Origin of the sequence: Flavobacterium zhairuonense (assembly GCF_004352915.1) — a bacterium.
Taxonomy (GTDB): domain Bacteria; phylum Bacteroidota; class Bacteroidia; order Flavobacteriales; family Flavobacteriaceae; genus Flavobacterium; species Flavobacterium zhairuonense.
This window is the reverse complement of sequence record NZ_SJSY01000072.1, coordinates 405,041-429,967: the sequence shown is the minus strand read 5'-3', so window position 1 is coordinate 429,967 and position 24,927 is coordinate 405,041. Positions and strand designations below refer to the sequence as shown.

The window sequence follows — 24,927 nt, the reverse complement described above, 5'->3', positions numbered from 1 at the left end:
TGTTTTGCGGGGTGCAAATGTAGAACGCTTTTTCAAAACCTGCAAGCTTTTTTTGAACTTTTTTTTTCGAGAATCTCTTCCCGTTTAGTCCTTGCTGCCTGCCAGTATTTCTGTGAACGTTTTCGCTGTTGCGGGTGCAAAAGTAGCACCTTTTTCCAGTTATCCAACACTTTTCCCCATGTTTTTTCGATCTTTTTTTGATCTTTTTCTTAACACTCTCATAACTCGCACTTTATAATTGAAGTTTTTTCTGTTCCTTGTAGGGCTTTTCCTCGTTTGGCTATTATTCCTCTTGTTTTGCCGCGAAGGCGCCAAGGCCCAAAGCCTTGTTTTCTGCTCTTTTTGATATCGAAAAGGCACAAAGGCACTGGGTTTTTAATGTGTTTTCTTGTGAAAGCATCTTTTCATTCCCATTTTTTCTTCTGAAAACTGGTGCCCTAGCCCCGATAGTCCCGAAGCATCGGGAGGAAATCCTTTTGCTTTTTTCTTTAAAAAGCAAAAGATTGAAGCGGATAGCGGGAAATAGCTCCTTAAAAAACACTAAGTGGCTTGTTACTCTATTAATATGTATATTAACTATGCGCATAAAACACACTGCTGTGCGCCTCTACGTAAAATCGGGATCCAATTCAAACTGTGCATACATATATATGTATAGAAAAAAATAAACCCGACAGGTTCTGGAAACCTGTCGGGTTGGGAAGAAATTGGCACCTATATATTATAGTATATTTTTGTCCCTACTTATATATAGTATATATGTGTCGTTTTTAATTTAGACTCTCTATCGCTTCTTTTGTTATTTGAATACTTCTTAGTTTTGCCTGATGATCATATATTGGACTTGTAACCATAAGCTCATCAATTTGGGCATAATTGACAAACTTTTTCAAATCAATAATTATTTGCTCTTTGTTTCCTGTAAATGTTCCTGCTGTCATTTGATTGACATGATAGCGTTCTGCCTCATTCATAATATCGTCGAGTGATGGAACTGGTGGTTGCAATCCTTTACGATCGTTTCTAATTAAATTTAAAAACATTTGGTACAAACTTGTAGACAATAGTTCCGCTTCTTCATTTGTATCAGCAGCTATTACGTTTACACATGCCATTGTTTTGGGTTTATCTAAAAACTCGGAAGACTGAAAGTTTTCACGATAGAACTCAAATGCCTGAATCATGAGTTTTGGAGCAAAATGTCCAGCAAAGGCATAAGGCAAACCATAAGCTGCCGCTAGAGCCGCACTTTCCATGCTGGATCCTAAAATCCAAATTGGGACTTTTAATCCTTCGGCTGGAAATGCACGAACTTTTCCAGTGGCATTTTCGCTTGAAAAATACTCCTGGAGTTTGCTTACGTTTTGTGGAAAGCGCTGTGCCTGCTCAAAAAAGTCTTTTCTGATTGCTTCGGCGGTTGGTTGATCTGTCCCTGGTGCTCTTCCTAAACCTAAATCAATTCGGTTAGGATATAGCGTTTCTAAAGTTCCAAATTGTTCAGCTACTACTAAAGGCGAATGATTCGGCAACATGATTCCGCCAGAACCTACGCGGATATTTTCTGTTTGACTTGCCACATATCCAATTAAAACTACAGTTGCCGTACTGGCAACGTGTGCCATATTGTGATGCTCTGCCAACCAAATTCTTTTATATCCTAATCTGTCGGCTAATTGCGCAATGTCTTTTGTTTTTTGAAATGTTTTTGTTGCGTTGCTATCTTGGTTGATAATTGCAAGTTCTAATATTGAGACTGAAATTGGTTTTTTCATATAAATTAAGGCTAAAATGCAAAATTAAGTCATTTATATGAATGCGTTTTGCTTTCTTCTGTTAAGAGAATTATAATATTTGTAACTACAAATATCGCCGCTACAATTGTAACAAAATTAGTTTATGATTCGTTCGGCCATCATTTTTAATCTTTAAATCTTTAGTCAACTCTATTTCAAATTTAGATTTTGTTTCTATGTTTAACGAAATAGCTCGATTTCTGAAATTTTGAGGAATTTCTGGAAGCTGAATCGTCACAATTACTTCTTTGTTTTTCTGCTGAAAATCGACTTTAATTCTATCTCTTAACCAAATATATTCGTAAACTTCCTGCCACGGCGCCATCCAGATGGAATCGTCTCCTTTTGCGCCATATTTATCGGCTAGTGTTCTCATATAATATTTGAAATCAGGAAAACGCATGCTTAAATTCCACAGATTGGTATTTCCCGTTCCGTGTGTAAATTCGTTGAACCAAGTTGGATTTGGTTGTTTTACAATCGAATCTAGGGTTTTCAAAAAACGATCCATTGTTTTAAAACTGGTTGTATCTTTTGAACTTTGGACGAAAGTTCGGGCAGAAATCATTTTATCTAAATCTACTTTTGAATCTACTTTAAAAACTGGTCCTACACCATAATAAGACGCTACCGAAAAATGTCCATTATTAAGTGCGTCTTTTTCATATTCCAAATAATACTTTTCATCACCTTCTCCACCAGGAACCACAAAATGAGACATTGTAAAATCTAGATTTTGCTGTATTGAAGTTGTATTCTCCGTTACCTCTGCTTTGTAGTTTGTTCCATGTTTGGTAGCATGGTGAAAACTATGATTCAAAATGTCCCAACCGGCATTATACATTTCTTTTACCTCAGCCCATGAAAGGTGCCCACGCTTTTCAGGCAAATCACGAATTGATCCTCCGTTAATTGCTAAAGCCAATTTAAACGGAATTTTATTTCCCATTCCGTCTGAATAGAAAAGTCCTTCCGAAGTTGTTCCGTCTCCACCTTGATCTATTTTCCATTCGTTTTTATCTGGACTGCTGATTTTTCCTCCATTCAATAACGGAAAAGCAGTCAGATAAGCTGATCTATAACCATCATCGAGCGTGAAACTGTAGGCAAAATGTTTGTTATATTTTAAAGGAGAAACGGCAATTTTGACTTTATCTGCCGATTTTAGTTTTATTTTGAATGAAATAGTTTTCGGTTTTGAAGAATCTTTTTCAATACTTCCGTTTGAAAAAGCGTTAAAACTGCCAAAAATAATAGCAGTTAATATAAGAAGGATTTGTTTTGACATAAAATTTTAGTGGTTCTTTTGAGCTCTAAAAGTACATTTCTTTTTGAGAAAAATTTTCAAAACTGATTTTGTCTTTAAAAATAATTTGTTCTGAATTAAAAAAGGGAACTAATTTTAAGTCTAAATTTGTACATCAAATACCAAGATTTGATTTAGCTTATCTGCAAATGACACACAAAATTTTAATTATAGACGACGAAGAGAAACTAAGAAGTCTGCTGGCACGAATTATAAAATCGGAAGGATTTGAAGTTTTTGAAGCGAAAGATTTAAAATCAGGTTTTAAGAAACTGGAACAAACCGATATCGAAGTGGTTTTATGTGATGTAAAACTGCCCGACGGAAATGGTGTCGATTTTGTTCAAAATATAAAAGGAAGTTTTCCGCTGGCAGAAGTAATTCTGTTAACTGCTTTCGGAAATATTCCCGACGGCGTTCAGGCCATGCGAAACGGTGCTTTTGATTATATTGTAAAAGGTGATGATAACGACAAAATTATTCCGCTTCTTTATAAAGCTGTCGAAAAAGTACAATTGCAGAAAAAAGTACAGCAGTTAGAAAAACGAATCAATGATAAATATTCTTTTTCTACCATTATTGGAAAATCAAAAGGAATCGAACAAGTCATTGATTTAGCACATAAAGTGGCCAAAACTGATTCGACTGTTTTATTAACTGGCGAAACCGGAACTGGAAAAGAAGTTTTTGCACAGGCAATTCACGAAAATAGTAATCGCGTTGGAAAATCTTTTGTGGCTTTGAACTGCAGTACTTTCAGTAAAGAAATTCTGGAAAGTGAACTTTTCGGTCATAAACAAGGTGCTTTTACCGGAGCTGTAAAAGATAAAAAAGGTTTTATCGAAGAAGCGAATGGCGGAACTTTATTTCTTGATGAAATTGGCGAAATGCCGATTGATCTTCAAGCTAAATTATTGCGTGTTTTAGAAACTAGTGAATATATTCCGGTTGGCGATACGACTTCAAAAAAATCAAATTTCAGGTTAATTGCGGCTACAAATCGCGATTTAAAAACAGAAAGCGACGAACATCGTTTCCGTTCTGATTTGTATTTCCGTTTGAATATTTTCGAAATTAAATTGCCTTCTTTGCGAGAAAGAATTAAAGATATTCCGCTTTTGGCGAATTATTATGTGAAGCAATTTTCAGAAAAAACGAATAAAAAAGCATTGCAGATTGGCGATGATTTTCTTCAGAAATTAGAAAATTATTCCTGGCCGGGAAATATTCGTGAACTTAAGAATGTTATCGAAAGATCAGTTATTTTAAGTAATGGCGATATTTTGACTTCAGATGTTCTGCCTTACGAAATGCAACATCAGGCTGAAAATAATTCGAAACCAATGTCGGCTTTTTCGATGCAGAGTGTTGAGAAACTGCATATTCAAAAAGTTTTAAATTATACGAAAGGTAATAAAGCAGAAACGGCTAGATTATTAGAAATTGGGATTGCGACTTTGTATAGAAAGCTGGAAGAATATCAAATTCAATAACAATTTCAAAGTTCAATTTCAATAACAATTTTTCAAAGCTTCGGAGAAGCGTAATATTTATAGCTTATTTATTGCCAATGATAAAAAAAGCTCCAGCGGAGCGACACCTACAACCCAAAAATATATCACCCCGCTGGGGTTCTTATAAATTTAATGTGCATTATTTTCTATAAATATATCGCTTCTCCGAAGCTTGCAAATAACATATCAAAACGAGAAAAGCTTATCAAAATGATAGGCTTTTTTTATGCCTAATTTTTGGCATAAAACTACATTTTCTTTATTTACAACACTTTACACTTAACTTGATTTTTTCGGAACATATTTTGGCATAGAGGGGAAAAGAACATTAAAAAATCCTTCTCATGAAAAATCAAGTTACCTCAATCTATAAACAAGCGGAACGGTTTGCCGAGATTACTAAAAAATCAATTATCTGCGGCAATATCGTTCGGGCTAAAAAATGTTTAGCTCTTGCTGAACGGCTATTTAATACAGGAAGCATCGAAACTAAAAATGCCATTTCAAATGTCTATGTTTTCTCGGTTTCGTCTTTTATGGAAATGCGTCACTGCAATATTTCACATCTTTTTCCACAAACACTTAAAGCAGAATACATCAAGCAAATTAATGCTTCAGGAGTATAAAAAGTTTAATCGGTTAACTGTTTAATTGTTTAATCGATAAAAATCTAAAGTCTACAATCTTAAATCTAAAATAAAATTATGATCACCATCCTCCTTCTCGCTTTAGCAGTTTTACTGTTTGCAATTTGTTATTTATCAGTTGAATTCTTTGAAAAAATCTAAATCATGATAGCATTATTTATTATTTCAATCGCCGTTTTCGTGTATTTGGTTTACGTGTTAATCAAACCTGAAAAATTCTAAAATGAAAAAGTCCAATTATAAAAGTAAAAACACACCATTATTATATGCGTGCGCAGCCTGGACGTTAGCCTTCATTGTGCTGGTTCTATTTTTATAAATGCCAAAAAATAAAATAATTTCTAACAAATAAAATATGAATACAGAATTAATAGGTGTTATGGGAGTTTTTCTCTTAACGATTGTTCTGGCGATTCCATTCGGAAAATATATTGCCAAAGTTTTCTTGGGAAACAAAACACTCCTTGACCCGATTTTCAATCCAATTGAAAAATTTATTTTTAAAATCAGCGGTATTAATCCAGCTGAAGAAATGAACTGGAAACAACACTTAAAAGCACTTTTAAGCATCAATATGCTTTGGTTCTTTCTCTGTTTTTTTGTTTTGCTGTTTCAGGGTTCTTTACCTTTAAATCCAGATAATAACCCATCCATGACACCCGATTTGGCTTTTAATACTGCTATTTCATTTTTGGTCAATTGCGATTTACAACATTATTCAGGCGAAAGTGGCGTTTCTTACCTCTCTCAGATGGTTTTAATGTTCCTTCAATTCGTTTCGGCTGGTGTCGGAATCGCTGCTGCGGTGATGGTTTTTACTGCCATGCGTGAAAGAACTACAGATAAACTAGGAAATTTTTATACTAATTTAGTTAAAAGCTGTACTCGAATCTTGCTTCCTCTTTCTGCAATTGTAGCAATTGCATTAGTTTTCAGTGGCACTCCTATGACTTTTGAAGGGAAAGATACTATTACCACTTTACAAGGTGATCAGGTTGAAGTTTCTCGCGGGCCAGCGGCGGCATTCGTGGCAATAAAACATATTGGTACAAACGGAGGCGGATTTTTTGGAGCTAACTCAGCACATCCTTTAGAAAATCCAACTTATTTTACGAACGCTGTCGAACTTTGGGCACAAATGATTGTTCCGTTTGCGATGATTTTTGCACTTGGGTTTTTCCTAAATAAAAAGAAATTATCGTATGTAATTTTTGGCGTAATGACCGTTGGATTCTTACTCTTGGTAATTCCGACAATGTCGACCGAAATGAGTGGAAACCCTGCTATTGAAAAAATGGGAGTTTCACAATTAACCGGAGCAATGGAGGGAAAAGAAGTTCGGTTTGGCCCTGCTATTTCAGGATTTTGGAGTATTGCTACAACCGTAATTTCTACAGGTTCTGTAAACAGTATGCACGATAGTGCGATGCCGGTTTCTGGAGCAATGCAGTTATTAGCTATGATGGTCAATGCTTTTTATGGCGGATGTGGTGTCGGTTACCTCAACTTTTACATTTTCATTATTCTGGCAGTATTTATTTCTGGTTTAATGGTCGGTCGAACTCCTGAATTCTTAGGAAAGAAAATTGAAGCCCGAGAAGTTAAAATTGCCGCTTTTATTGCCATCATTCACCCATTATTGATTTTAGCTGGAACTGCTTTAGCATCTTATTTTGCTGCTCATGATACTGCAATGGGATATTGGTTCAGCGGAAATGCCACTGGCTGGTTAAACAATCCAGGGAAGCATGGTTTCTCAGAAATGTTATATGAATATACTTCAAGTGCTGCTAATAACGGTTCTGGTTTTGAAGGTTTAGGCGATAATAATCCGTTTTGGAATATCACAACTGGAATTGTGTTGTTGTTAAGCCGTTTCATTCCAATCATTGGGCCTCTTGCAATTGCAGGTTTACTAGCCAATAAAAAATACATTCCTGAAAGTGCCGGAACTCTTAAAACAGATACAACAATTTTCGGAATTATGACTTTTGCTGTGATTGCTATTATTGCTGCTTTATCATTCTTTCCAGCGCTTGCACTTGGTCCTTTGGCTGAGTATTTTACACTGAAATAAAAATGCTGGATATTTAAACACATAGAAACATAGATTTTAAATCTATAAAAAAGAATAAAAAGAAAACTCGTTTTCACACATAGCTGAAATAACAAATTGTTCATTCCTATTTTAATATAGCCCGTGGTTGAAACCACGGGAACACGGATGGCCGTAACACCGATTGTGATATACGTTTCGTCCCAGCGGTTAAAACCGCTGGTTATATTCTATAATCTATGTGTTTTTTTGCATAACATCTAACAAATAACATTTAACTTTTTACAAGAAAATGACAACTAATAAATCCACATCATTATTTGAAAGTCAGCAGGTAAAAGAAGCATTCATGCAGTCTTTTGTGAAGCTCAATCCAAAATTGATGATCAAAAATCCGGTAATGTTTACCGTAGAAATCGGAACTGTCATAATGTTTGCAGTCTGCATTTCAATCTTAATGGGCGCAACCGATCAGGGAAGTTTGGCTTATAATATAATTGTATTCTTAATTTTATTCGCTACGCTTTTGTTCGGAAATTTTGCTGAAGCTATTGCCGAAGCTCGAGGAAAAGCACAAGCTGACAGTTTACGTAAAACTCGTGAAGAAACTCCAGCAAGACAAATTCTGCCAAACGGAGAAATCAAAAACGTAAGTTCTTCAACATTAAAAAAAGATGATATTTTCATTTGCGAAGCAGGCGATTTAATTGCTGCCGATGGTGAAATTATCGAAGGACTTGCAACCATCGACGAAAGTGCTATTACTGGAGAAAGTGCTCCAGTAATTCGTGAAGCGGGCGGTGACAAATCTTCGGTTACGGGAGGAACAAAAGTACTTTCCGATAAAATTAAAGTGCGTGTAACTTCTGAACCTGGAGAAAGTTTCTTAGACAAAATGATTGCTTTGGTTGAAGGTGCAAGCCGTCAGAAAACACCAAACGAAATTGCTTTGACTATTTTATTAGCTGCATTTACCTTAATCTTCATCATTGTCTGTGTTACCTTAAAACCTTTCGCTGATTATGCTAATGCTCCTATTACTATTGCTGCTTTTATTTCTCTTTTTGTATGTTTAATTCCAACTACAATTGGAGGTTTATTATCTGCTATCGGGATAGCAGGAATGGACAGAGCTTTACGTGCCAACGTAATTACTAAATCAGGAAAAGCGGTTGAAACTGCCGGAGATATTGATGTTTTGCTTTTGGATAAAACCGGAACAATCACAATTGGAAATAGAAAAGCAACTAATTTTTATCCAACAAAAGGAATTTCTTTTGATGATTTTGTGAAATCGGCTGTTTTGAGTTCACTTGCTGATGATACTCCTGAAGGGAAAAGTATTTTGGAATTAAGTGAAATGATCGATGCGAAAAGCGAAACAAAAGCAAGTGCTTTAAAAAATACTTCTGAAATCTCACACACAATAAAATTTACTGCTGAAACCAGAACATCAGGTGTTATTTTGAAAGACGGCACGAACATTCGAAAAGGTGCACAGGATGCTGCTAAAAAAATCGCTGAACAAGCTGGAAATGTTTTTCCTGAAGATACTGCACAACAAGTAATTTCTATTTCATCTAATGGAGGAACACCTTTGGTGGTTATTAAAAACAACGAAATCCAAGGTGTTATCGAACTTCAGGATATTATCAAAACCGGAATGAAAGAACGTTTCGAGCGCTTACGCCGAATGGGAATCAAAACGGTTATGGTAACAGGTGATAATCCTTTGACGGCTAAATTTATTGCAGAAGCCGCTGGTGTTGATGATTTTATTGCCGAAGCTAAACCTGAGGATAAAATGAACTACATCAGAAAAGAACAAGCTGAAGGACGTTTGGTTGCCATGATGGGTGACGGAACAAACGATGCTCCTGCCCTTGCGCAAGCCAATGTAGGTGTTGCGATGAACAGCGGAACTCAAGCGGCAAAAGAGGCTGGAAATATGGTTGACCTTGACAATGACCCAACTAAACTAATCGAGATTGTTGAAATTGGCAAACAGCTTTTAATGACTCGAGGTACTTTAACCACTTTTTCTATTGCAAATGACGTTGCGAAATATTTTGCTATTGTTCCTGCTCTTTTTATTACTGCGATTCCTGCGCTTCAAGGTTTGAATATTATGCATTTGCATAGTCCTGAAAGTGCGATTTTATCAGCTGTAATTTTCAATGCGATTATCATTCCGATTTTGATTCCGCTTGCGCTGAAAGGTGTTGATTACCGACCAATTGGAGCGAGTGCTATTCTTAAAAGAAACCTTTTGATTTATGGTTTAGGAGGAATTATTGTTCCTTTTATAGGAATTAAAATTATTGACTTGATTGTTGCCTTGTTTATGTAAGCTTCTAAGATACTAAGACTCTAAGTTGCTAAGGTTTCCTTAGAGTTTTAAAAAATGAAACCTTTCAAAAAACTGAAATAAAAACATTGGTTCTAAATTACTCCTTTCTAAAAAAACTTAGTATCTCAGCAACTTAGAACCTTAGAATCTTAAAAGAAATGAAAAATATATTCTCACTTATAAAACTTACAGTTGCTCTATTGCTTCTATTCATTGTTATCTACCCTTTAGCCATTTACGGGATAGGTCAGCTAGCTCCAAATCAGGGAAAAGGAGAAACTATCACCGTTAACGGTAAAGTTGTCGGTTATCAAAAAATTGGACAAAAGTTCGATAAATCTAATTATTTCTGGGGAAGACCTACGGCTGTAGATTACAACGCTGCAGGAAGTGCCGGAAGCAACAAAGGTCCAAGCAATGCCGACTATTTAGCTTTGGTTCAAAAAAGAATTGATACGCTTTTATTGGTTCATCCTTATTTAAAGAAATCTGATATTCCGTCTGATATGGTAACGGCTTCGGGAAGTGGTTTAGATCCGAATGTTTCTCCGCAAGGGGCTTTGATTCAGGTGAAACGAATTGCCAAAGAAAGAAAACTGGATGAAGCTAAAGTAAAATCTTTGGTGGAATCTAAAATTAATACTGCTGTTGTTGGTCCTGAAACGGTTAATGTTTTGGAATTGAATGTGGCGCTGGATCAGCTTCGCTAAAGCTCTAAGATGCTAAGGCTCTAAGATACTGAGATTCTAAGTTTTTCTCCTGCAAGGTTTTCAAAACCTTGTAGGTATGAAAAATCTGCATCAAGTATTATCATGAAGTATCCGTGTAGTTTGTCATCCTGAGGAACGAAGGATCACACGAGAAGTTCCGTCCGCATGATCGTCAATCTTTGTCGAGCTACTAGTGTGATCCTTCGTTCCTCAGGATGACAAACAGAACAGAAACTGGAATCTAAAACTAACCTTTAAAATTAAATACCTACAAGGTTTTGAAAACCTTGCAGGAAGACAAAACGCCTTTTTACCCCAAATGTCCTAGCCCCGATAGTAGTGGAAATCCTTTTGTGCCGGGGTTCGGCACAAAAGATTGAAACGGATAGCGGGATTAGCTCCTAAAAAATCTACTAATAAATAATAGAATACCACAAAAATGAAAAAAATAATACTTACTGCTTTAATCGCTTTTGGTTATAGCAATTTACATGCACAAGAAGAATCTAAAAGTCCATTGACATTTTCGGGATATGTTGACGCTTATTATAGTTATGATTTCGGGAAGCCTGAAAATCATACTCGGCCAAACTTTTTTTACAGTTATAATAAAAGCAACGAGGTGAACCTGAATTTAGCAATGGCAAAAGTGAATTATTCGAAAGAAAATATTCGGGGAAATTTTGCTTTGATGGCCGGAACTTATGCTGAGTACAATATGTCTGCTGAACAAGGTTTGTTGAAAAATGTTTACGAGGCGAATGTTGGTGTAAAGATTTCGAAAAACCATAATTTATGGGTTGATGCGGGAATTATGCCTTCGCATATTGGTTTTGAAAGTGCGATTGGAAAAGATTGTCAGACTTTAACTCGAAGTATTCTGGCTGAGAATTCGCCTTATTATGAAACAGGAGTGAAAATTGGTTATACGTCTGAATCTGGAGAATGGTATTTGGCGGGTATGTACTTGAATGGCTGGCAGAGAATCGAGAAAGTAGAAGGAAATCAAACGCCTGCTTTTGGAACTCAGGTTACATGCAAACCATCTGATCGGGTTGCGTTAAACTGGAGTACGTATGTTGGAAATGAACAGCCGGATATCGATAAAAAATGGCGTTATTTCAACAATTTTTACGGACAGTTTAAGGTAACGGAAAAGACAAATATTACGGCTGGTTTTGATATCGGATCTCAGCAATCGGCTAAAAATAGTAACAAATATGACACTTGGTTTTCGCCAGTTTTGATTCTGCAATACAAACCAACAGATAAAATTCAGCTTTCAGCGCGCGGTGAATATTATAGTGATGAAAAAGGTGTGATCATTGCAACTGAAACGCCAAACGGTTTTAAAACTTACGGATTTTCGGCTAACTTTGATTACTTAGTTACTGATAATTTTATGTTTAGAATTGAAGCCAGAAATCTTTCAAGTAAAGACGAAATCTTCACCAATAAAGACAATCTTCCAACGGATACGAATACGTTTGTAACGACTTCGCTGGCGATTTCTTTCTAAACATTAAAAGATTTTTTACCATTAAGAGATTAAGAAAATTAAGTTTTAGCACCTCATTTTAATCTAGAATACAGAACATTCAGCTTAATTTTCTGTAGATAAAGAAAAGCTTAACTTCCTTAATCTCTTAATGGTTAAACCAAAAAATATGGAAAACGAAAATAATAACGCACAGCACTTTCTCGATTTAATTCAGAAATCACGAAAGGGAAAGTTTAAAATCTACATTGGAATGAGTGCCGGTGTGGGCAAGACTTTTCGTATGCTTCAGGAAGCGCATTCGTTATTGAAAAACGGAATCGATGTCAAAATTGGCTACATCGAAACGCACATGCGAAAGGAAACACATGAATTATTAGCGGGTTTACCAATTATTCCGAGACGGACCATTTTCTATAAAGGAAAAGAATTGGAAGAACTCGATGTTCAAGCGATTATCAATCTTCGTCCAGAAGTGGTTATTGTGGATGAACTGGCGCACACGAACGTTGAAGGAAGCAAAAACGAAAAACGCTGGCAGGATGTTCTGGAGATTTTGGATGCTGGAATTAATGTAATTTCGGCTGTCAATATTCAGCATATTGAAAGTTTAAATGAGGATGTAAAACGAATTACCAACATTGATGTTCAGGAACGTATTCCGGATAATGTTTTACGATTGGCAGATGAAGTCGTGAATATCGACTTAACATCTGAAGATTTGATTGCGCGTTTGAAAGAGGGGAAAATTTATACTCCTGATAAAATTCAGACGGCTTTAACGAACTTTTTTAAATCGGAACAGATTTTACAACTTCGAGAATTGGCTTTGAAAGAAGTAGCGAGTCAAGTCGTTCGAAAAGTTGAAAATGAAGTTCCGAATCTTCATGCTTTACGACATGAGAAACTTTTGGCCTGCATTAGCAGTAATGACAAAACGGCTAAAATTGTGATTAGAAAAACAGCAAGACTTTCCAGTTATTATAACGGATTGTGGTATGTTTTGTATGTGGAAACCCCGCAGGAAAGCAGTAATAAAATTGCTTTGGACAAACAAAGGCATTTAATTAATAACTTTAAACTCGCTGTGCAATTGGGTGCGGAAGTTATTAAATTGGAAAATAGCAATATTACCGATGCGATTTTAGCAACTGTAGAAGAAAAACAAATTACAACTGTCTGTATCGGAAAACCGCATTTTAATTTGTTTAAAGTAATTTTGTCTACAACAATTTTCAGACGTTTGCTAAACAAACTGTCTTTATCAAATGTTGACCTTGTTATTCTGTCGTAATTTTTCTAACCATTAAGATATTAAGAAAATAAAGGCTATGCTTAATTTTCTCTTTGTAAGTTTCATTAAGTTCAAAGCTTAATTTCCTTAATATCTTAATGGTTCAAATAAAAAAAACTTGTTTTTAAATAAACGTCATGAGAATTAAAACCAAATTGAATCTGGGAGTTGGATTATTATTTTTAATGATTATCATACTTTCGTTAGTGAGCGGTTATTCTGTTTTTTTGATAAAAGCAGATACCGAGAATATTCTGAAAGCGAATTATAATACGCTGGAATATTCGCGAAATATGATTTTGTCTTTGGATGAAATTAAAGTGAGCCCTGATAGCAAGATTCATGTTTTCAAGGAATATCTTGAAAAACAAACGCAAAATGTTACCGAACCCGGAGAAAAAGAAGCAACCGAAAACCTTGAAAAAAGTTTTACGCTTTTAGAACAAAACGGAGCAAACGAAACCATAAAAGCAAAAATCAGACAGGATATTTTTGCTATTATGAAACTGAATCTGGATGCTATAAAACAGAAAAGCGATATTGCTAAACATACCGCCGAAAATGCCAATTTATGGATTGCCATTGTGGGAAGTTTATGCTTTTTGATTGCTTTTAATTTATTGGTTAATCTCCCAAATAATATTGCAAATCCGATAAAGGAATTAACGCTGAGTATTAAGGAAATTGCAAATAAAAATTATTCCGAGCGCGTTCATTTTACGAGTCATAGCGAATTTGGAGATTTGGCCAAATCGTTTAATACGATGGCGCAGAAACTCCAGGAATATAATGATAGTAATTTGTATAAACTCTTCTTCGAAAAGAAACGACTCGAAACGCTTATCAATAATATGAACGATCCTATTATTGGTTTGGATCATGAAGGAATTGTTTTGTTTGCCAATGATGAAGCTTTGAAAATTATTGGTCTAAAACTGGAAGATGTTATCGGGAAATCGGCTTCTACTCTAGCCTTATCGAATGATTTAATTCGGTCTTTGATTTTGAAAGAGGAATCAGATGCTCCTAAAAAACAACCGCTTAAAATTTATGCGCACGGAAAAGAAAGTTATTTCGAAAAAGAGATTCTGAACATTACCATAATTCCGACTGGAGAAGAAAAAGAAATCAATATTGGCGATGTGATTATTCTGCGAAACATTACACTTTTTAAAGAACTGGATTTTGCCAAAACCAACTTTATTGCCACCGTTTCGCACGAATTAAAAACACCAATTGCATCGATAAAACTAAGTCTGAAATTGCTTGAAAATGAAAAAACAGGCGATATGAACGACGATCAGAAACAATTGGTTGAAAGCATAAAAGAGGACAGTCAGCGCTTATTGAAAATTACTGGCGAATTGCTTAATCTATCGCAATTAGAAACTGGAAATATTCAGCTGAATATCGAAAAAAGCAATCCGCAAGAAATTGTAAATTATGCTGTTGAAGCAGTAAAAGTTCAGGCGGAACAAAAACAAATCAAACTGGTTATTGATGCTGATGAAAATCTGCAAGACGTAAAAGCCGACAGCGAAAAAACAGGCTGGGTTTTGATTAATTATTTGTCGAATGCCATCCGTTATTCTTCTGAAAAAAGTACCATTCACATCAAACTAAAAAAAGAAAACAATCAAATCGTGTTTCAGGTTATCGATACCGGAAAAGGAATTGATACAAGATATAAAGACAAAGTTTTTGACAAATATTTTCAGGTTCCGGGAAGTCAGAAATCCGGAACAGGATTGGGATTAGCAATCAGTAAAGAATTTATTGAAGCGCAGAACGGAAGCGTTGGGGTTGAGAGTAATCTTGGATTGGGCAGTACTTTTTGGTTTACACTGAAAGTTTAAGGTTTTACCAATCCGATTCAAAGATTCATCTTTACAATTATCTAAATTATTTCAAAAAAATAAAACAATTCTTATAAAATTTAAAAAAAATATAATATATTTATAATTGAATTTTGTCTTTAATTAATATTCACTTAAGGTTCAATTAAGCGCAAAATACTAGGTTCAAAACATTCGTTAATTTGTAAAATATATCGACCCTAAAAATGTTCTACAAAGCGATTTTCCTTCTATTTCTATTCGGATTTTTTTCTGCTAATGCGCAGCAAAATGATTCCATTGCAAAAATTGACAGCACGTCAAATAATTTGAAATTCAATTACAAACAGCTAATTATTCCATCGGTTTTGATTGGGTACGGCGTTATTGGAATTGGAAATGATCAACTTTTAAGCTTCAATCGCCAGATTAGAGCAGAAGTTAAAGAAGACATTGACGAAAAAATCACAATTGATGACTTTTCCCAATATGCACCTGCAGCATCTGTTTATGCTTTGAATGCTTTTGGTGTAGAAGGAAAAAATAACATGCGTGATCGTTCAGTCATATTTGCAACTTCGTATATTATTATGGCAACGACTGTTTTGAGCTTAAAATCGATTGTACATGAAGAAAGACCTGATGGAAGTTCTAACAACTCCTTCCCTTCTGGACATACTGCAACTGCTTTTGCTGGAGCCGAATTTTTATATCAGGAATATAAAGATAAATCGATATGGTACGGAATTGCGGGTTATGCTGTTGCTACAGGAACGGGATTATTTAGAATTTACAACAATCGCCACTGGCTAACTGATGTTGCGGCTGGAGCGGGAATCGGAATTTTGAGTACCAAAATTGCCTATTGGATCAATCCGTATATCACAAAAAAGTTATTCAAGTCAGATTCTGAGAACAAATCGACTTCTATGATAATGCCTTTCTATAACGGAAAGCAATATGGATTAGGATTTGCTAAGGTGTTTTAAAGATTAATCCAATCTTTTATTATTATTTAATCCGTAAGACTAGGCTGTTCATTTTTAACCGCATTTTAAAAAACATTTAAAAACATTTGCGTAACTTAAAAGTTACATATATATTTGTGTAACCTTAAAGTTACTTAAATATGAAAACAGAAATTAACCACAAATGGTTTTACAACCAAGCCCCTGAAGAAATCTGGATGTATCTTACGGAGCCAGAATTAATTGCGCAATGGATTATGCCAAATGATTTTAAACTTCTTTTAGGACATCATTTTACATTTCGTACTAATCCTATTCCAAGTTTAAATCTTGATGGAATTTTTCATTGCAAAATATTAGAAATTGTTCCTTTGAAAAAGCTTGTTTACAGTTGGAAAGGCGGACCGGGAAATAATGAAACGATCTTTGACACTATTGTCGAATGGACTCTGGAAAAGAAAGATAATGGTACCGAATTACGTCTTCTTCATACTGGATTTAAAGAAGAAAATGCTTCTATCCTAACTGGAATGACAGAAGGCTGGTTGAAAAAAATGGAGAAAATCGAGAATCTTTTAAACGAAAAATAATGTCATTACCTAATCTTGATGCTTTACAAGTAATTGCAGATCCAAGTCGCAGACAGATTCTGCAATTACTTACCAAAGAAACGTATAACATAAACGCTTTGGCCGAAAACTTTGATATGAGTCGTCCTGCTGTTTCAAAACATATTAAAATATTGCAACAAGCGGGTTTTATTTCAATCCAGGAAATTGGAAGGGAACGTCATTGTGTTTTAAATCAAAAAGGATTTAATGATGTTAAAGCGCTGATTAGTCATTTTGATCAGTTCTGGGAAAACAAACTCAGCAAACTGGAAACTATTCTGAACAAAAAGAAAGATTAATTTAAAAATTAGAAATCATGCAAAAACAAGTTTTATTAGATCTTTTAGATCATAATCGTTTTGTCTGTAATGCTACATTCAAAAATATAACTCCGGAAAACAGTCGTTTTCAATTGAATGAAAAAACGGCTTCGGTTGGATTTATTTACAGACATATTGGAGAAACCGCAAACATTTTGGGAGCATTTTTCGGAACAAAAACGGATATTGAAAACACAACAATCGGACAATCTGATACTGGCAAAAATTATGATTTGCAAACGAGTCATGCCTTTATGGAAAAAGGATACAAAACACTCGAAGATGTAATTCATAATTCTTCTGATCAGGATTGGTTTGAAGAAGTAGAAACTTCTTTTTTAGGAACAGTTCCAAGAATTAAATTATTATCAATTATTCTTTTTCACAATTCACATCATTGCGGGCAAATTGCATCGGCTATTGTCAAAGGAAATTAAATCTGTTTACTTCCGGTTTTCATTCACAAACAAAAAAAATCAGCTCTCCAAGCAAAATGTGAAGAGCTGAAATTACAATTCAGGTTCTGGTTTTATTTATAGGTTTTACCAACCCATAAGTCCTAAACAGGAAATTAAAAATTATGTATTCGAAGTATTATTCTTAATCTCCCTAACTTCTCTTTTCAATTCTAAAAGCAAATCTTTCATTTCTCCAGTTTCCGTCGTTTCTTGTTTTTTGTCTGAACGGCCAATATTGCATTCGTATTCCCAAATCTCCAAAATATCAGAAGCTTTCACTTCATAATTTGGGTAAAAACTATTATCAGATTCTAAAACCAAACTATTCTTTTTGTTTTTATTGAGACGTTTGTAAACCATTCCTTCGCTTTTGGTAATAAGAATATAGGTTTTACCGTCCATCACCTCTCCTAGTTTTTCTACATAACGACCAATAATGATAGAGCCATCTTCGTGCGGAGGCATAGAATCCCCCTCAACAGGAAATCCGCGGTGTTTTCCAGGTCCTAAAAAAGGAAGCGTAATCTGCTGTAAACTTTCAATATATTCTGGATCAGCATATCCGTTGAGGTAACCCGCTTTTGCTTTTTGAGAAACAATTTCAATAAAATTTTCTCCAAAACTATCCACTTGAATGGGTAAAATAAGTCGGTTGCCTTCTAGTTTTATCAAATTTTGCACATCAATTTTACGGATATCGACAGATAATATCAAGTCAATACTCATATGAAAATATAACGCAATCTTCTTTAAAATGTCATACGGCGCTTCCGAAGTTCCGTCTTCGTATTTCACGTATCTACCTCTGGTAATGCTAAGGTTTTCAGCTAATTTCTCTTGAGATATTTTATGCTTAACCCTTAATGCTCTGATGTTGTCTGAAAATAAGGACATAATTAATTTGTTATAATTTGGAACAGCAAATATACAAAAAATTGTTATCACCTGTGCTAATTTTGTTCCATACAAAAACAAAAAGGAAAAATGGCACGGGCAATTGTACATATGGATTTGGATACCTTTTTTGTATCCTGCGAAAGACGCACCAATTCAGAACTCAACGGAATTCCGCTTATTATTGGCGGAGGCGACCGTGGCGTTGTGGCATCTTGTTCGTATGAAGCCCGCAAATACGGAGTACGTTCTGCGATGCCGATTCGTATGGCATTAAAACTTTGTCCTGACGCAAAAGTAATGAAAGGTGACATGGAATTGTATTCGCAATTGTCTCATGATGTAACCGAAATTCTTCAGGAAAAAGCGCCTGTTTTAGAAAAAGCGAGCATCGATGAATTTTATATGGACATTACCGGAATGGATAAATTCCACGGAAGTTATAAATGGACAAATGAATTAGCTCAAAAGGTGATTAAAGAAACCGGATTGCCAATTAGCTTTTCATTATCTATTAATAAAACGGTTTCTAAAATTGCTACTGGAGAAGGCAAACCTGTTGGGAATCTTGAAATTCCGGAACAAAAAGTTCAGGACTTTTTAAATCCGCTTTCGATTCAGAAAATCCCGATGGTTGGGGCGGTTACTTTTCAGCTTTTGTCCCGAATTGGCGTTCGTAAAATTCAGACTTTAGCCGAAATGCCTGCTGAGGTTTTACAGCAAATGATTGGTAAAAATGGTTTAGAACTTTGGAAAAAAGCCCACGGAATTGACCACACCCCTGTTGAACCTTATACGGAAAGAAAATCAATTTCGACCGAAACTACTTTTTCTCAAGATACTATCGATCTTGCAAAACTGAGAAGAATATTATTAGGAATGGTCGAAAAACTGGCTTTTCAGCTTCGTGCAGAACAATGGCTGACTTCAACTGTTACGGTCAAAATTCGTTACGCCAATTTTGATACCGAAACCAAACAATGCCGAGTAGCCTATACTTCAGCCGATCATATTTTGACTAAAAACGTAATAGAACTTTTTGAGAAAGTCTATCAGCGTCGTATGCGTCTGCGTCTGATTGGCGTTCGCTTTAGCGGATTGGTACGCGGAACCTATCAAATTAATCTTTTTGAAGATACTCAGGAAATGCTTTCACTTTATGAAGCCATGGATAAAATGAAAAGCCGTTATGGTTTTGATGCCGTAATGCGCTGTGCCGGAGCTCACTTTAAACCCAATACTAAAGACGAAATTTTAAAACGCAAAAAATAATGTATCTCAATTGTCATTCCTACCATTCATTACGTTACGGCACGATTCCGCTTAAGGAATTGATTGCCGAAGCTGTTTTGCATGGTGTAAAATCAATGGCACTGACAGATATTAATACCGTTACTGGAATTTATGATTTTATAAAAGCGTGTCAAGAAAAAGAAATCAAGCCTTTGGTTGGAATGGAATTTCGATACAATCATGAATTCCGATATATTGGCTTGGCGAAAAATGCTGAAGGTTTAGCCGAAATGAATGTTTTTTTAACTGAGTATAATTTCAGCGGAGAAACTTTGCCTTTGCGTGCTCCAAAATTCAAATCGGCATTTGTGATTTATACTTTAGAAAATGCTCCTGAAATACTTTTAGAAAATGAATTTATCGGAGTTCGTCCTGAAGAAGTTTCGAGTCTTCTGACTTCAAAACATAAAAATAAAATCTCCAAAATGGTGATTTTACAGCCTGTAACTTTTAAAACCAAAGTCGAATACAATCTGCACAAAATTCTTAGGGCTATTGATACGAATATTATTTTATCGAAACTTACGGAAGCTGATTATTGCAAAGTTTCTGATGTGATGAAACCTGTAGAATCGATTCTGCCATTCTATGAAAAATATCCTGAAATCATTTTAAATACACAGCGTATTATTGACGAGTGCAATTTTCAATATGATTTTTCAGCAAAAAGAAATAAAAAATTCTATACCGAAAACCGTCAAAAAGATTTAGAAAAACTAACCGAATTAGCTTGGGAAGGATTCGCAAAACGTTATGGAAACGAAAATATTGAAGCAAAAGCTCGTGTAAAAAAAGAATTAAAAGTAATTGATGAATTAGAATTCAGCGGTTATTTTTTAATTACTTGGGATATTATTCAATTCAGCAATAGTCAAGGCTTTATGCATATCGGTCGCGGAAGCGGTGCCAACAGTATTATTGCCTATTGTCTCGGAATTACAGACATCTGTCCAATCGAATTGGATTTGTATTTTGAACGTTTTTTAAACCTCAACCGTAAAACTCCACCCGATTTTGACATTGACTGGAGTTGGCAAGAACGCAATACAATTCTGGAATATATCTTCGAAAAATATGGCAAAGATCATGTTGCTTTTTGCGGTACAAATGTTGAGTTTAAATATCGATCTATTTTTAGAGAAGTTGGTAAAGTGTTTGGCCTTCCGAAAGAAGAACTCGATATGTTAGCTAAAAATCCAATGACTTTACATGAAACCAATAAAATTGTAAAAATGGTGCAACAATATGGAATGTTGCTTGAAAAATATCCAAACCAACGCAGTATGCACGCCTGCGGAATTTTGATTTCTGAAGAACCAATTACGAATTACACGCCTCTGGAAATGCCTCCAAAAGGTTTTCCAATTGTACTTTTTGACATGCATATTGCCGAAGAAATTGGTTTTGATAAATTTGATATTCTAAGTCAGCGAGGCATCGGTCATATTGACGACAGCGTAAAACTGATTGCAAAAAACCGAGGGATAAAAGTTAATATTCGTGATACTTCCATTTCTAAAGACGAGGCTGTTTGCAACTCTTATTTGGCAAAAGGAAATACGATTGGCTGTTTTTATATCGAAAGTCCTGCTATGCGTGATTTACTTCGCCGTTTAAATTGTGACAATTATAAAATTCTGGTTGCCGCGTCGTCTATCATTCGTCCCGGAGTAGCACAATCGGGAATGATGAAAGAGTATATTTTTCGTCATAATAATCCAACTCAGTTTGAGTATTTTCATGAAGTTTTCAGAGAACATCTTGGCGAAACTTACGGCATTATGGTTTATCAGGAAGATGTCATTAAAATCGCCCAGCATTATGGTGGACTTCCCGCTCCCGACGGCGATATTCTGCGTCGTGCCATGTCAGGAAAAGGAAGATCTTTGGAAGCGTTGCAAAAAGTAAAAGATAATTTCTTTGCAAGCTGTGCTCAAAAAGGGCATCCCGAAACTTTGAGTCAGGAAATTTATCGTCAGATCGAATCTTTTGCGGGGTATTCTTTCTGCAAAGCGCATTCAGCTTCTTATGCGGTTGAGAGTTATCAGAGTTTATACTTGAAAGTTAATTTCCCTGTTGAATTTATGACTGCGGTAATCAACAATCAGGGCGGATTTTACAGAACTGAAGTGTATGTACACGAAGCTAGAATGTCTGGCGGAACGATTCATAATCCGTGTGTGAATAAAAGCGAATATCAAACTACTTTGTACGGAACTGATATTTACCTTGGCTTTATGCACATTCAAAGTTTGGAATCGAAAATCGCGCATTTAATTGAAGAAGACCGAAATAAAAAGGGTGATTTTAATTCTTTAGAAGATTTTATCAATCGAATTCCAATTGGAATTGAAGGCGTCAAAACCCTGATTTTCATTGATGCTTTTCGTTTTACAGGAAAAACCAAAAATCAGCTTTTGGTTATTGCGAGTTTGCTTTTGAATAATTTTAAACCAGAAAACAGAAACTTAAAACTTTTGCAGGAGCCCGTAAAAGAATATAAACTGCCTATTTTGGAACGTTCTGTTTTTGAAGACGCTTTTGACGAAATCGAATTGTTGAGTTTTCCTGTTTCCTGTACCGTTTTTGATCTTTTGCAAACCAAACACCGAGGCGATGTTATGGCTAAAGATTTGGTTCAATATCATAAAAAACAAGTCAGAATGTTGGCCTATCTGATTTCCAGAAAACACGTTCCAACAAAAAAAGGAACCATGTATTTTGGAACCTGGATCGACCATGAAGGTACTTATTTTGATACAGCACATTTTCCGGATAGTTTAGAAAAATATCCTTTTCAGGGCGGAGGATGTTATTTGTTGTTAGGAAATGTTGAGGTTGATTATCATTTCCCTACTATTACCATAACCAAAATGGCCAAAATGCCTTTTATTCCCGATCCGCGATATATGGATGCTAAAGATCAATACAGAACACAAAACCAGATTAAAGAAGATATAAGCCTTACTCATAGAAAACCTTATCCATCAGAACACGAGATTAATTTGCCGAGACATCGGATGAAGTTTTAATTTTTACTAAACGCCGAAAATTGCTCGCAAAGGCGCAAAGACGCAAAGTTTTATTTAAAAAACTTAAAAAGAAAATACTTTGCGACTCTGCGACTTTGCGAGATTAAAAAATATAGTGCACACTAAGTGTTAAAGAATTAAATAACTAAAGAACAACTTACGTTATATAAAGATGAAAAATACGGAATATGCTATAGTCGATATTGAAACCACAGGCGGAAATGCCAGTGGCAGTCGCATTACTGAAATTGCGATCATTATTCATGATGGTAAAAATGTACTGGATCGTTACGAAACACTTGTAAATCCTCAACAGGACATTCCTCCTTCTATTTTTGGATTAACAGGTATTAATAATGAAATGGTTGCCAATGCGCCAATCTTTGATGATATTTCTGAGAAAGTTCTCGAAATGCTGACCGATCGTATTTTTGTCGCTCATAACGTAAACTTCGATTATTCGTTTGTACATCATCAATTGGAACAAGCAGGCTTTAAATGGTCGGCGAAAAAGCTTTGTACCGTTCGTGCTGCGCGAAAAATCAAACCGGGATTAGGTTCTTATAGTTTAGGAAATCTTTGCAATTCTTTAAATATCAATTTAGAAAACCGACATCGCGCCGGCGGAGATGCCGATGCTACTGCTCTACTTTTTTCTCTTTTAATGGAATGGGACGATGCAGGAGAAATCGAAAAAATGATTAAAAAAACGGCACAAGATCAACGTCTTCCTCCTAACCTTCCGCCAGATGATTTCAATAATTTACCAGACAAACCTGGTGTATATTATTTTTATAATCAAGCTAAAAAAGTGATTTATGTTGGAAAGGCGATTAATTTAAAAAAACGTGTGGCTTCTCATTTTAGCGGGAACAATATTAATCCACAGAGACAGCATTTTTTAAGGGATATCCACGGAATTTCTTTTGAAGTTTGCGCCACTGAATTAATGGCACTTTTGCTGGAATGTACCGAAATCAAAAAACTTTGGCCAACTTATAACAGAGCTTTAAAACGCTTTGAAGCTAAATTTGGTATTTACCAATACGAAGCACGAAATGGTTATAAATATCTTGCCATTGGGAAAGTGAGCAAATTTCAGGTCTGTCTTCATGAATTCAGCAGTTTATATGAAGGCATTAATTTATTGCGAAGTCTGGCCGAACGTTTTGAAATAGATCATCGTTTCTGCAAATATTCAAAATCTGAGGAAGGAGAGTTTTTCCAGAATAATAATCCGCAAAGCCTGCCTGATGTTATCATGCATAATGCACAAATCGATAACGCTATTGACTTCTTATTAAACAACAGACCCACTTTTGCTATAATCGACAAAGGAAGGTCTAAAGAAGAAAAAAGCTGTATCTGGATCGAAAATGGTCATTTTTATGGAATGGGATATATTCCGTCAGATATTTCAATTCATGATCCATTGGAAGCAAAAAATTATACCGAACCTTATAAAAGCAATCAATATATCGAGCAGTTAATCTTTTCTTATGCAGAAAAAAATCCCAGAAAAGTATTCTTCAATAAACCGTTATTAAACCAAAACTAATCTGTTTTCAGATTCCGAATTAAATTAAAAAATAGAGCTGTAAAAAATCCAAATTATGACACTATTTAGCGATACCGAATTATTCACGACAGGTTTGGGAGGAAAAAAAATATTTGACATTCCAGATTCTGAACTCATTTTGATTGAGAATTTCTTCACTAAAGAAGAATCGGATCATTTTTATGAAAGAATATTACGCAAAACCAAATGGCGAGAATATGAAATGGAAATTTATGATAAAACCTATACCGTTCCTCGAATGATTTCTTGGTACGAAGACAAAGATAATCCCGGCGCAGATCCAAAAGGCCCAGACTGGACGTATGAGTTATTAAAAATCAGAGGCCGTGTAGAAAAAGAAACTCAGCTTGATTTTAACAGCCTTCTGTTAAATTTATATCGAAACGGAAAAGACGGAGTTGGCTGGCACAGCGACCGGGAAGACAATTCTGGAAAAGATCCGATTATAGCTTCGGTAACTTTTGGTGAAACGAGAATATTTAAATTGCGCCATAAATTCAATAAGGAAATTCCTCAGATTGAAATTCCGCTACATCATGGTTCGTTTCTACTGATGGCAGGAACGACTAATAGTTTTTGGCAACATCAAGTTCCCAAAACAGCTCGAGATGTTTTGCCAAGGATCAATCTTACCTTTAGAAGAACCAATCGAAATCTTTGATTTTTATAACATTGAACTCTAAAAAAAGCATTTTTTATTTAAAACCACGTAAGATATTCCTTCTTTAAAAAGTTAAAACATGCACTGTATGAACCTTTTATTAGGCTA

Annotated in this window: 20 protein-coding genes; 17 read left to right on the top strand and 3 right to left on the bottom strand. The window is 35.3% G+C overall.

Annotated features, from left to right (window positions below):
• Nucleotides 1-770: 770 nt before the first annotated feature.
• Both EYY60_RS12135 and EYY60_RS12130 read right to left on the bottom strand, forming a co-directional pair.
• Nucleotides 771-1,772, bottom strand: coding sequence for an LLM class flavin-dependent oxidoreductase (locus EYY60_RS12135; RefSeq protein ID WP_132989586.1), 1,002 nt, complete (start codon nt 1,770-1,772; stop codon nt 771-773).
• Nucleotides 1,773-1,872: 100 nt separating this feature from the next.
• A complete protein-coding gene (locus EYY60_RS12130; RefSeq protein ID WP_132989585.1) occupies nt 1,873-3,081 on the bottom strand; it encodes a polysaccharide deacetylase family protein in 1,209 nt (402 codons plus the stop codon).
• 167 nt (nt 3,082-3,248) lie between these two features.
• On the opposite strand from EYY60_RS12130, the gene EYY60_RS12125 reads away from it, so the two are divergent.
• From EYY60_RS12125 to EYY60_RS12065, 13 genes are all read left to right on the top strand, one after another.
• Complete coding sequence (locus EYY60_RS12125) at nt 3,249-4,592, top strand: sigma-54-dependent transcriptional regulator (RefSeq protein ID WP_132989584.1); 1,344 nt, start codon at nt 3,249-3,251, stop codon at nt 4,590-4,592.
• A gap of 365 nt (nt 4,593-4,957) precedes the next feature.
• Entirely contained in the window at nt 4,958-5,239 is a 282-nt protein-coding gene (locus EYY60_RS12120) for a DUF7674 family protein (RefSeq protein ID WP_132989583.1), read from the top strand.
• Between the two features lie 165 nt (nt 5,240-5,404).
• Nucleotides 5,405-5,482, top strand: coding sequence for a K(+)-transporting ATPase subunit F (gene kdpF, locus EYY60_RS12115; protein WP_132989597.1), 78 nt, complete (start codon nt 5,405-5,407; stop codon nt 5,480-5,482).
• A 133-nt stretch (nt 5,483-5,615) separates the two neighbouring features.
• Nucleotides 5,616-7,337: a potassium-transporting ATPase subunit KdpA gene (gene kdpA / locus EYY60_RS12110; RefSeq protein WP_132989582.1), complete on the top strand. Its 1,722-nt coding sequence runs from the start codon at nt 5,616-5,618 to the stop codon at nt 7,335-7,337.
• Between the two features lie 271 nt (nt 7,338-7,608).
• On the top strand, nt 7,609-9,666 hold the full coding sequence (gene kdpB, locus EYY60_RS12105) for a potassium-transporting ATPase subunit KdpB (protein ID WP_132989581.1): 2,058 nt from the start codon (nt 7,609-7,611) through the stop codon (nt 9,664-9,666).
• A gap of 158 nt (nt 9,667-9,824) precedes the next feature.
• A complete protein-coding gene (locus tag EYY60_RS12100) occupies nt 9,825-10,376 on the top strand; it encodes a K(+)-transporting ATPase subunit C (protein ID WP_132989580.1) in 552 nt (183 codons plus the stop codon).
• A 439-nt stretch (nt 10,377-10,815) separates the two neighbouring features.
• Nucleotides 10,816-11,895, top strand: coding sequence for a porin (locus EYY60_RS12095; protein WP_132989579.1), 1,080 nt, complete (start codon nt 10,816-10,818; stop codon nt 11,893-11,895).
• Between the two features lie 148 nt (nt 11,896-12,043).
• On the top strand, nt 12,044-13,168 hold the full coding sequence (locus EYY60_RS12090; RefSeq protein ID WP_132989578.1) for a sensor protein KdpD: 1,125 nt from the start codon (nt 12,044-12,046) through the stop codon (nt 13,166-13,168).
• Between the two features lie 137 nt (nt 13,169-13,305).
• Nucleotides 13,306-15,024, top strand: a complete 1,719-nt coding sequence (locus EYY60_RS12085) for an ATP-binding protein (RefSeq protein WP_132989577.1) — start codon at nt 13,306-13,308, stop codon at nt 15,022-15,024.
• Nucleotides 15,025-15,230: 206 nt separating this feature from the next.
• Nucleotides 15,231-15,992 carry a phosphatase PAP2 family protein gene (locus EYY60_RS12080; protein ID WP_132989576.1) on the top strand — a complete coding sequence of 254 codons (762 nt, stop codon included), beginning with the start codon at nt 15,231-15,233 and terminating at the stop codon, nt 15,990-15,992.
• A 140-nt stretch (nt 15,993-16,132) separates the two neighbouring features.
• Entirely contained in the window at nt 16,133-16,561 is a 429-nt protein-coding gene (locus EYY60_RS12075) for an SRPBCC family protein (RefSeq protein ID WP_132989575.1), read from the top strand.
• Nucleotides 16,561-16,881: an ArsR/SmtB family transcription factor gene (locus EYY60_RS12070; protein WP_132989574.1), complete on the top strand. Its 321-nt coding sequence runs from the start codon at nt 16,561-16,563 to the stop codon at nt 16,879-16,881. Before EYY60_RS12075 ends, EYY60_RS12070 begins: the two co-directional genes overlap by 1 nt.
• A 17-nt stretch (nt 16,882-16,898) precedes the next feature.
• The gene (locus EYY60_RS12065) at nt 16,899-17,339 is read left to right on the top strand and encodes a DinB family protein (RefSeq protein WP_132989573.1); all 441 of its coding nucleotides are present in this window, start codon (nt 16,899-16,901) and stop codon (nt 17,337-17,339) included.
• Between the two features lie 141 nt (nt 17,340-17,480).
• On the opposite strand, the gene EYY60_RS12060 is transcribed toward EYY60_RS12065, so the two are convergent.
• Entirely contained in the window at nt 17,481-18,254 is a 774-nt protein-coding gene (locus tag EYY60_RS12060; RefSeq protein WP_132989572.1) for an XRE family transcriptional regulator, read from the bottom strand.
• 90 nt (nt 18,255-18,344) lie between these two features.
• Here EYY60_RS12060 and dinB point away from each other — a divergent pair, with 90 nt between their 5' ends.
• The 4 genes from dinB (at nt 18,345) to EYY60_RS12040 (ending at nt 24,819) form a co-directional block, all read left to right on the top strand.
• Nucleotides 18,345-19,526, top strand: coding sequence for a DNA polymerase IV (dinB, locus tag EYY60_RS12055; RefSeq protein ID WP_132989571.1), 1,182 nt, complete (start codon nt 18,345-18,347; stop codon nt 19,524-19,526).
• The gene (locus tag EYY60_RS12050; protein ID WP_132989570.1) at nt 19,526-22,579 is read left to right on the top strand and encodes a DNA polymerase III subunit alpha; all 3,054 of its coding nucleotides are present in this window, start codon (nt 19,526-19,528) and stop codon (nt 22,577-22,579) included. Before dinB ends, EYY60_RS12050 begins: the two co-directional genes overlap by 1 nt.
• A gap of 172 nt (nt 22,580-22,751) precedes the next feature.
• Nucleotides 22,752-24,137 carry an exonuclease domain-containing protein gene (locus tag EYY60_RS12045; RefSeq protein WP_132989569.1) on the top strand — a complete coding sequence of 462 codons (1,386 nt, stop codon included), beginning with the start codon at nt 22,752-22,754 and terminating at the stop codon, nt 24,135-24,137.
• A gap of 55 nt (nt 24,138-24,192) precedes the next feature.
• A complete protein-coding gene (locus EYY60_RS12040) occupies nt 24,193-24,819 on the top strand; it encodes an alpha-ketoglutarate-dependent dioxygenase AlkB family protein (protein WP_132989568.1) in 627 nt (208 codons plus the stop codon).
• The last annotated feature ends 108 nt before the right edge of the window (nt 24,820-24,927 follow it).

Excerpts from the sequence above, each read along its gene's own strand:
- EYY60_RS12135 (WP_132989586.1), bottom strand. The coding sequence starts at position 1,772 with ATGAAAAAACCAATTTCAGTCTCAATATTAGAACTTGCAATTATCAAC.
- EYY60_RS12130 (WP_132989585.1), bottom strand. The coding sequence starts at position 3,081 with ATGTCAAAACAAATCCTTCTTATATTAACTGCTATTATTTTTGGCAGT.
- EYY60_RS12125 (WP_132989584.1), top strand. The coding sequence starts at position 3,249 with ATGACACACAAAATTTTAATTATAGACGACGAAGAGAAACTAAGAAGT.
- EYY60_RS12120 (WP_132989583.1), top strand. The coding sequence starts at position 4,958 with ATGAAAAATCAAGTTACCTCAATCTATAAACAAGCGGAACGGTTTGCC.
- kdpF (WP_132989597.1), top strand. The coding sequence starts at position 5,405 with ATGATAGCATTATTTATTATTTCAATCGCCGTTTTCGTGTATTTGGTT.
- kdpA (WP_132989582.1), top strand. The coding sequence starts at position 5,616 with ATGAATACAGAATTAATAGGTGTTATGGGAGTTTTTCTCTTAACGATT.
- kdpB (WP_132989581.1), top strand. The coding sequence starts at position 7,609 with ATGACAACTAATAAATCCACATCATTATTTGAAAGTCAGCAGGTAAAA.
- EYY60_RS12100 (WP_132989580.1), top strand. The coding sequence starts at position 9,825 with ATGAAAAATATATTCTCACTTATAAAACTTACAGTTGCTCTATTGCTT.
- EYY60_RS12095 (WP_132989579.1), top strand. The coding sequence starts at position 10,816 with ATGAAAAAAATAATACTTACTGCTTTAATCGCTTTTGGTTATAGCAAT.
- EYY60_RS12090 (WP_132989578.1), top strand. The coding sequence starts at position 12,044 with ATGGAAAACGAAAATAATAACGCACAGCACTTTCTCGATTTAATTCAG.
- EYY60_RS12085 (WP_132989577.1), top strand. The coding sequence starts at position 13,306 with ATGAGAATTAAAACCAAATTGAATCTGGGAGTTGGATTATTATTTTTA.
- EYY60_RS12080 (WP_132989576.1), top strand. The coding sequence starts at position 15,231 with ATGTTCTACAAAGCGATTTTCCTTCTATTTCTATTCGGATTTTTTTCT.
- EYY60_RS12075 (WP_132989575.1), top strand. The coding sequence starts at position 16,133 with ATGAAAACAGAAATTAACCACAAATGGTTTTACAACCAAGCCCCTGAA.
- EYY60_RS12070 (WP_132989574.1), top strand. The coding sequence starts at position 16,561 with ATGTCATTACCTAATCTTGATGCTTTACAAGTAATTGCAGATCCAAGT.
- EYY60_RS12065 (WP_132989573.1), top strand. The coding sequence starts at position 16,899 with ATGCAAAAACAAGTTTTATTAGATCTTTTAGATCATAATCGTTTTGTC.
- EYY60_RS12060 (WP_132989572.1), bottom strand. The coding sequence starts at position 18,254 with ATGTCCTTATTTTCAGACAACATCAGAGCATTAAGGGTTAAGCATAAA.
- dinB (WP_132989571.1), top strand. The coding sequence starts at position 18,345 with ATGGCACGGGCAATTGTACATATGGATTTGGATACCTTTTTTGTATCC.
- EYY60_RS12050 (WP_132989570.1), top strand. The coding sequence starts at position 19,526 with ATGTATCTCAATTGTCATTCCTACCATTCATTACGTTACGGCACGATT.
- EYY60_RS12045 (WP_132989569.1), top strand. The coding sequence starts at position 22,752 with ATGAAAAATACGGAATATGCTATAGTCGATATTGAAACCACAGGCGGA.
- EYY60_RS12040 (WP_132989568.1), top strand. The coding sequence starts at position 24,193 with ATGACACTATTTAGCGATACCGAATTATTCACGACAGGTTTGGGAGGA.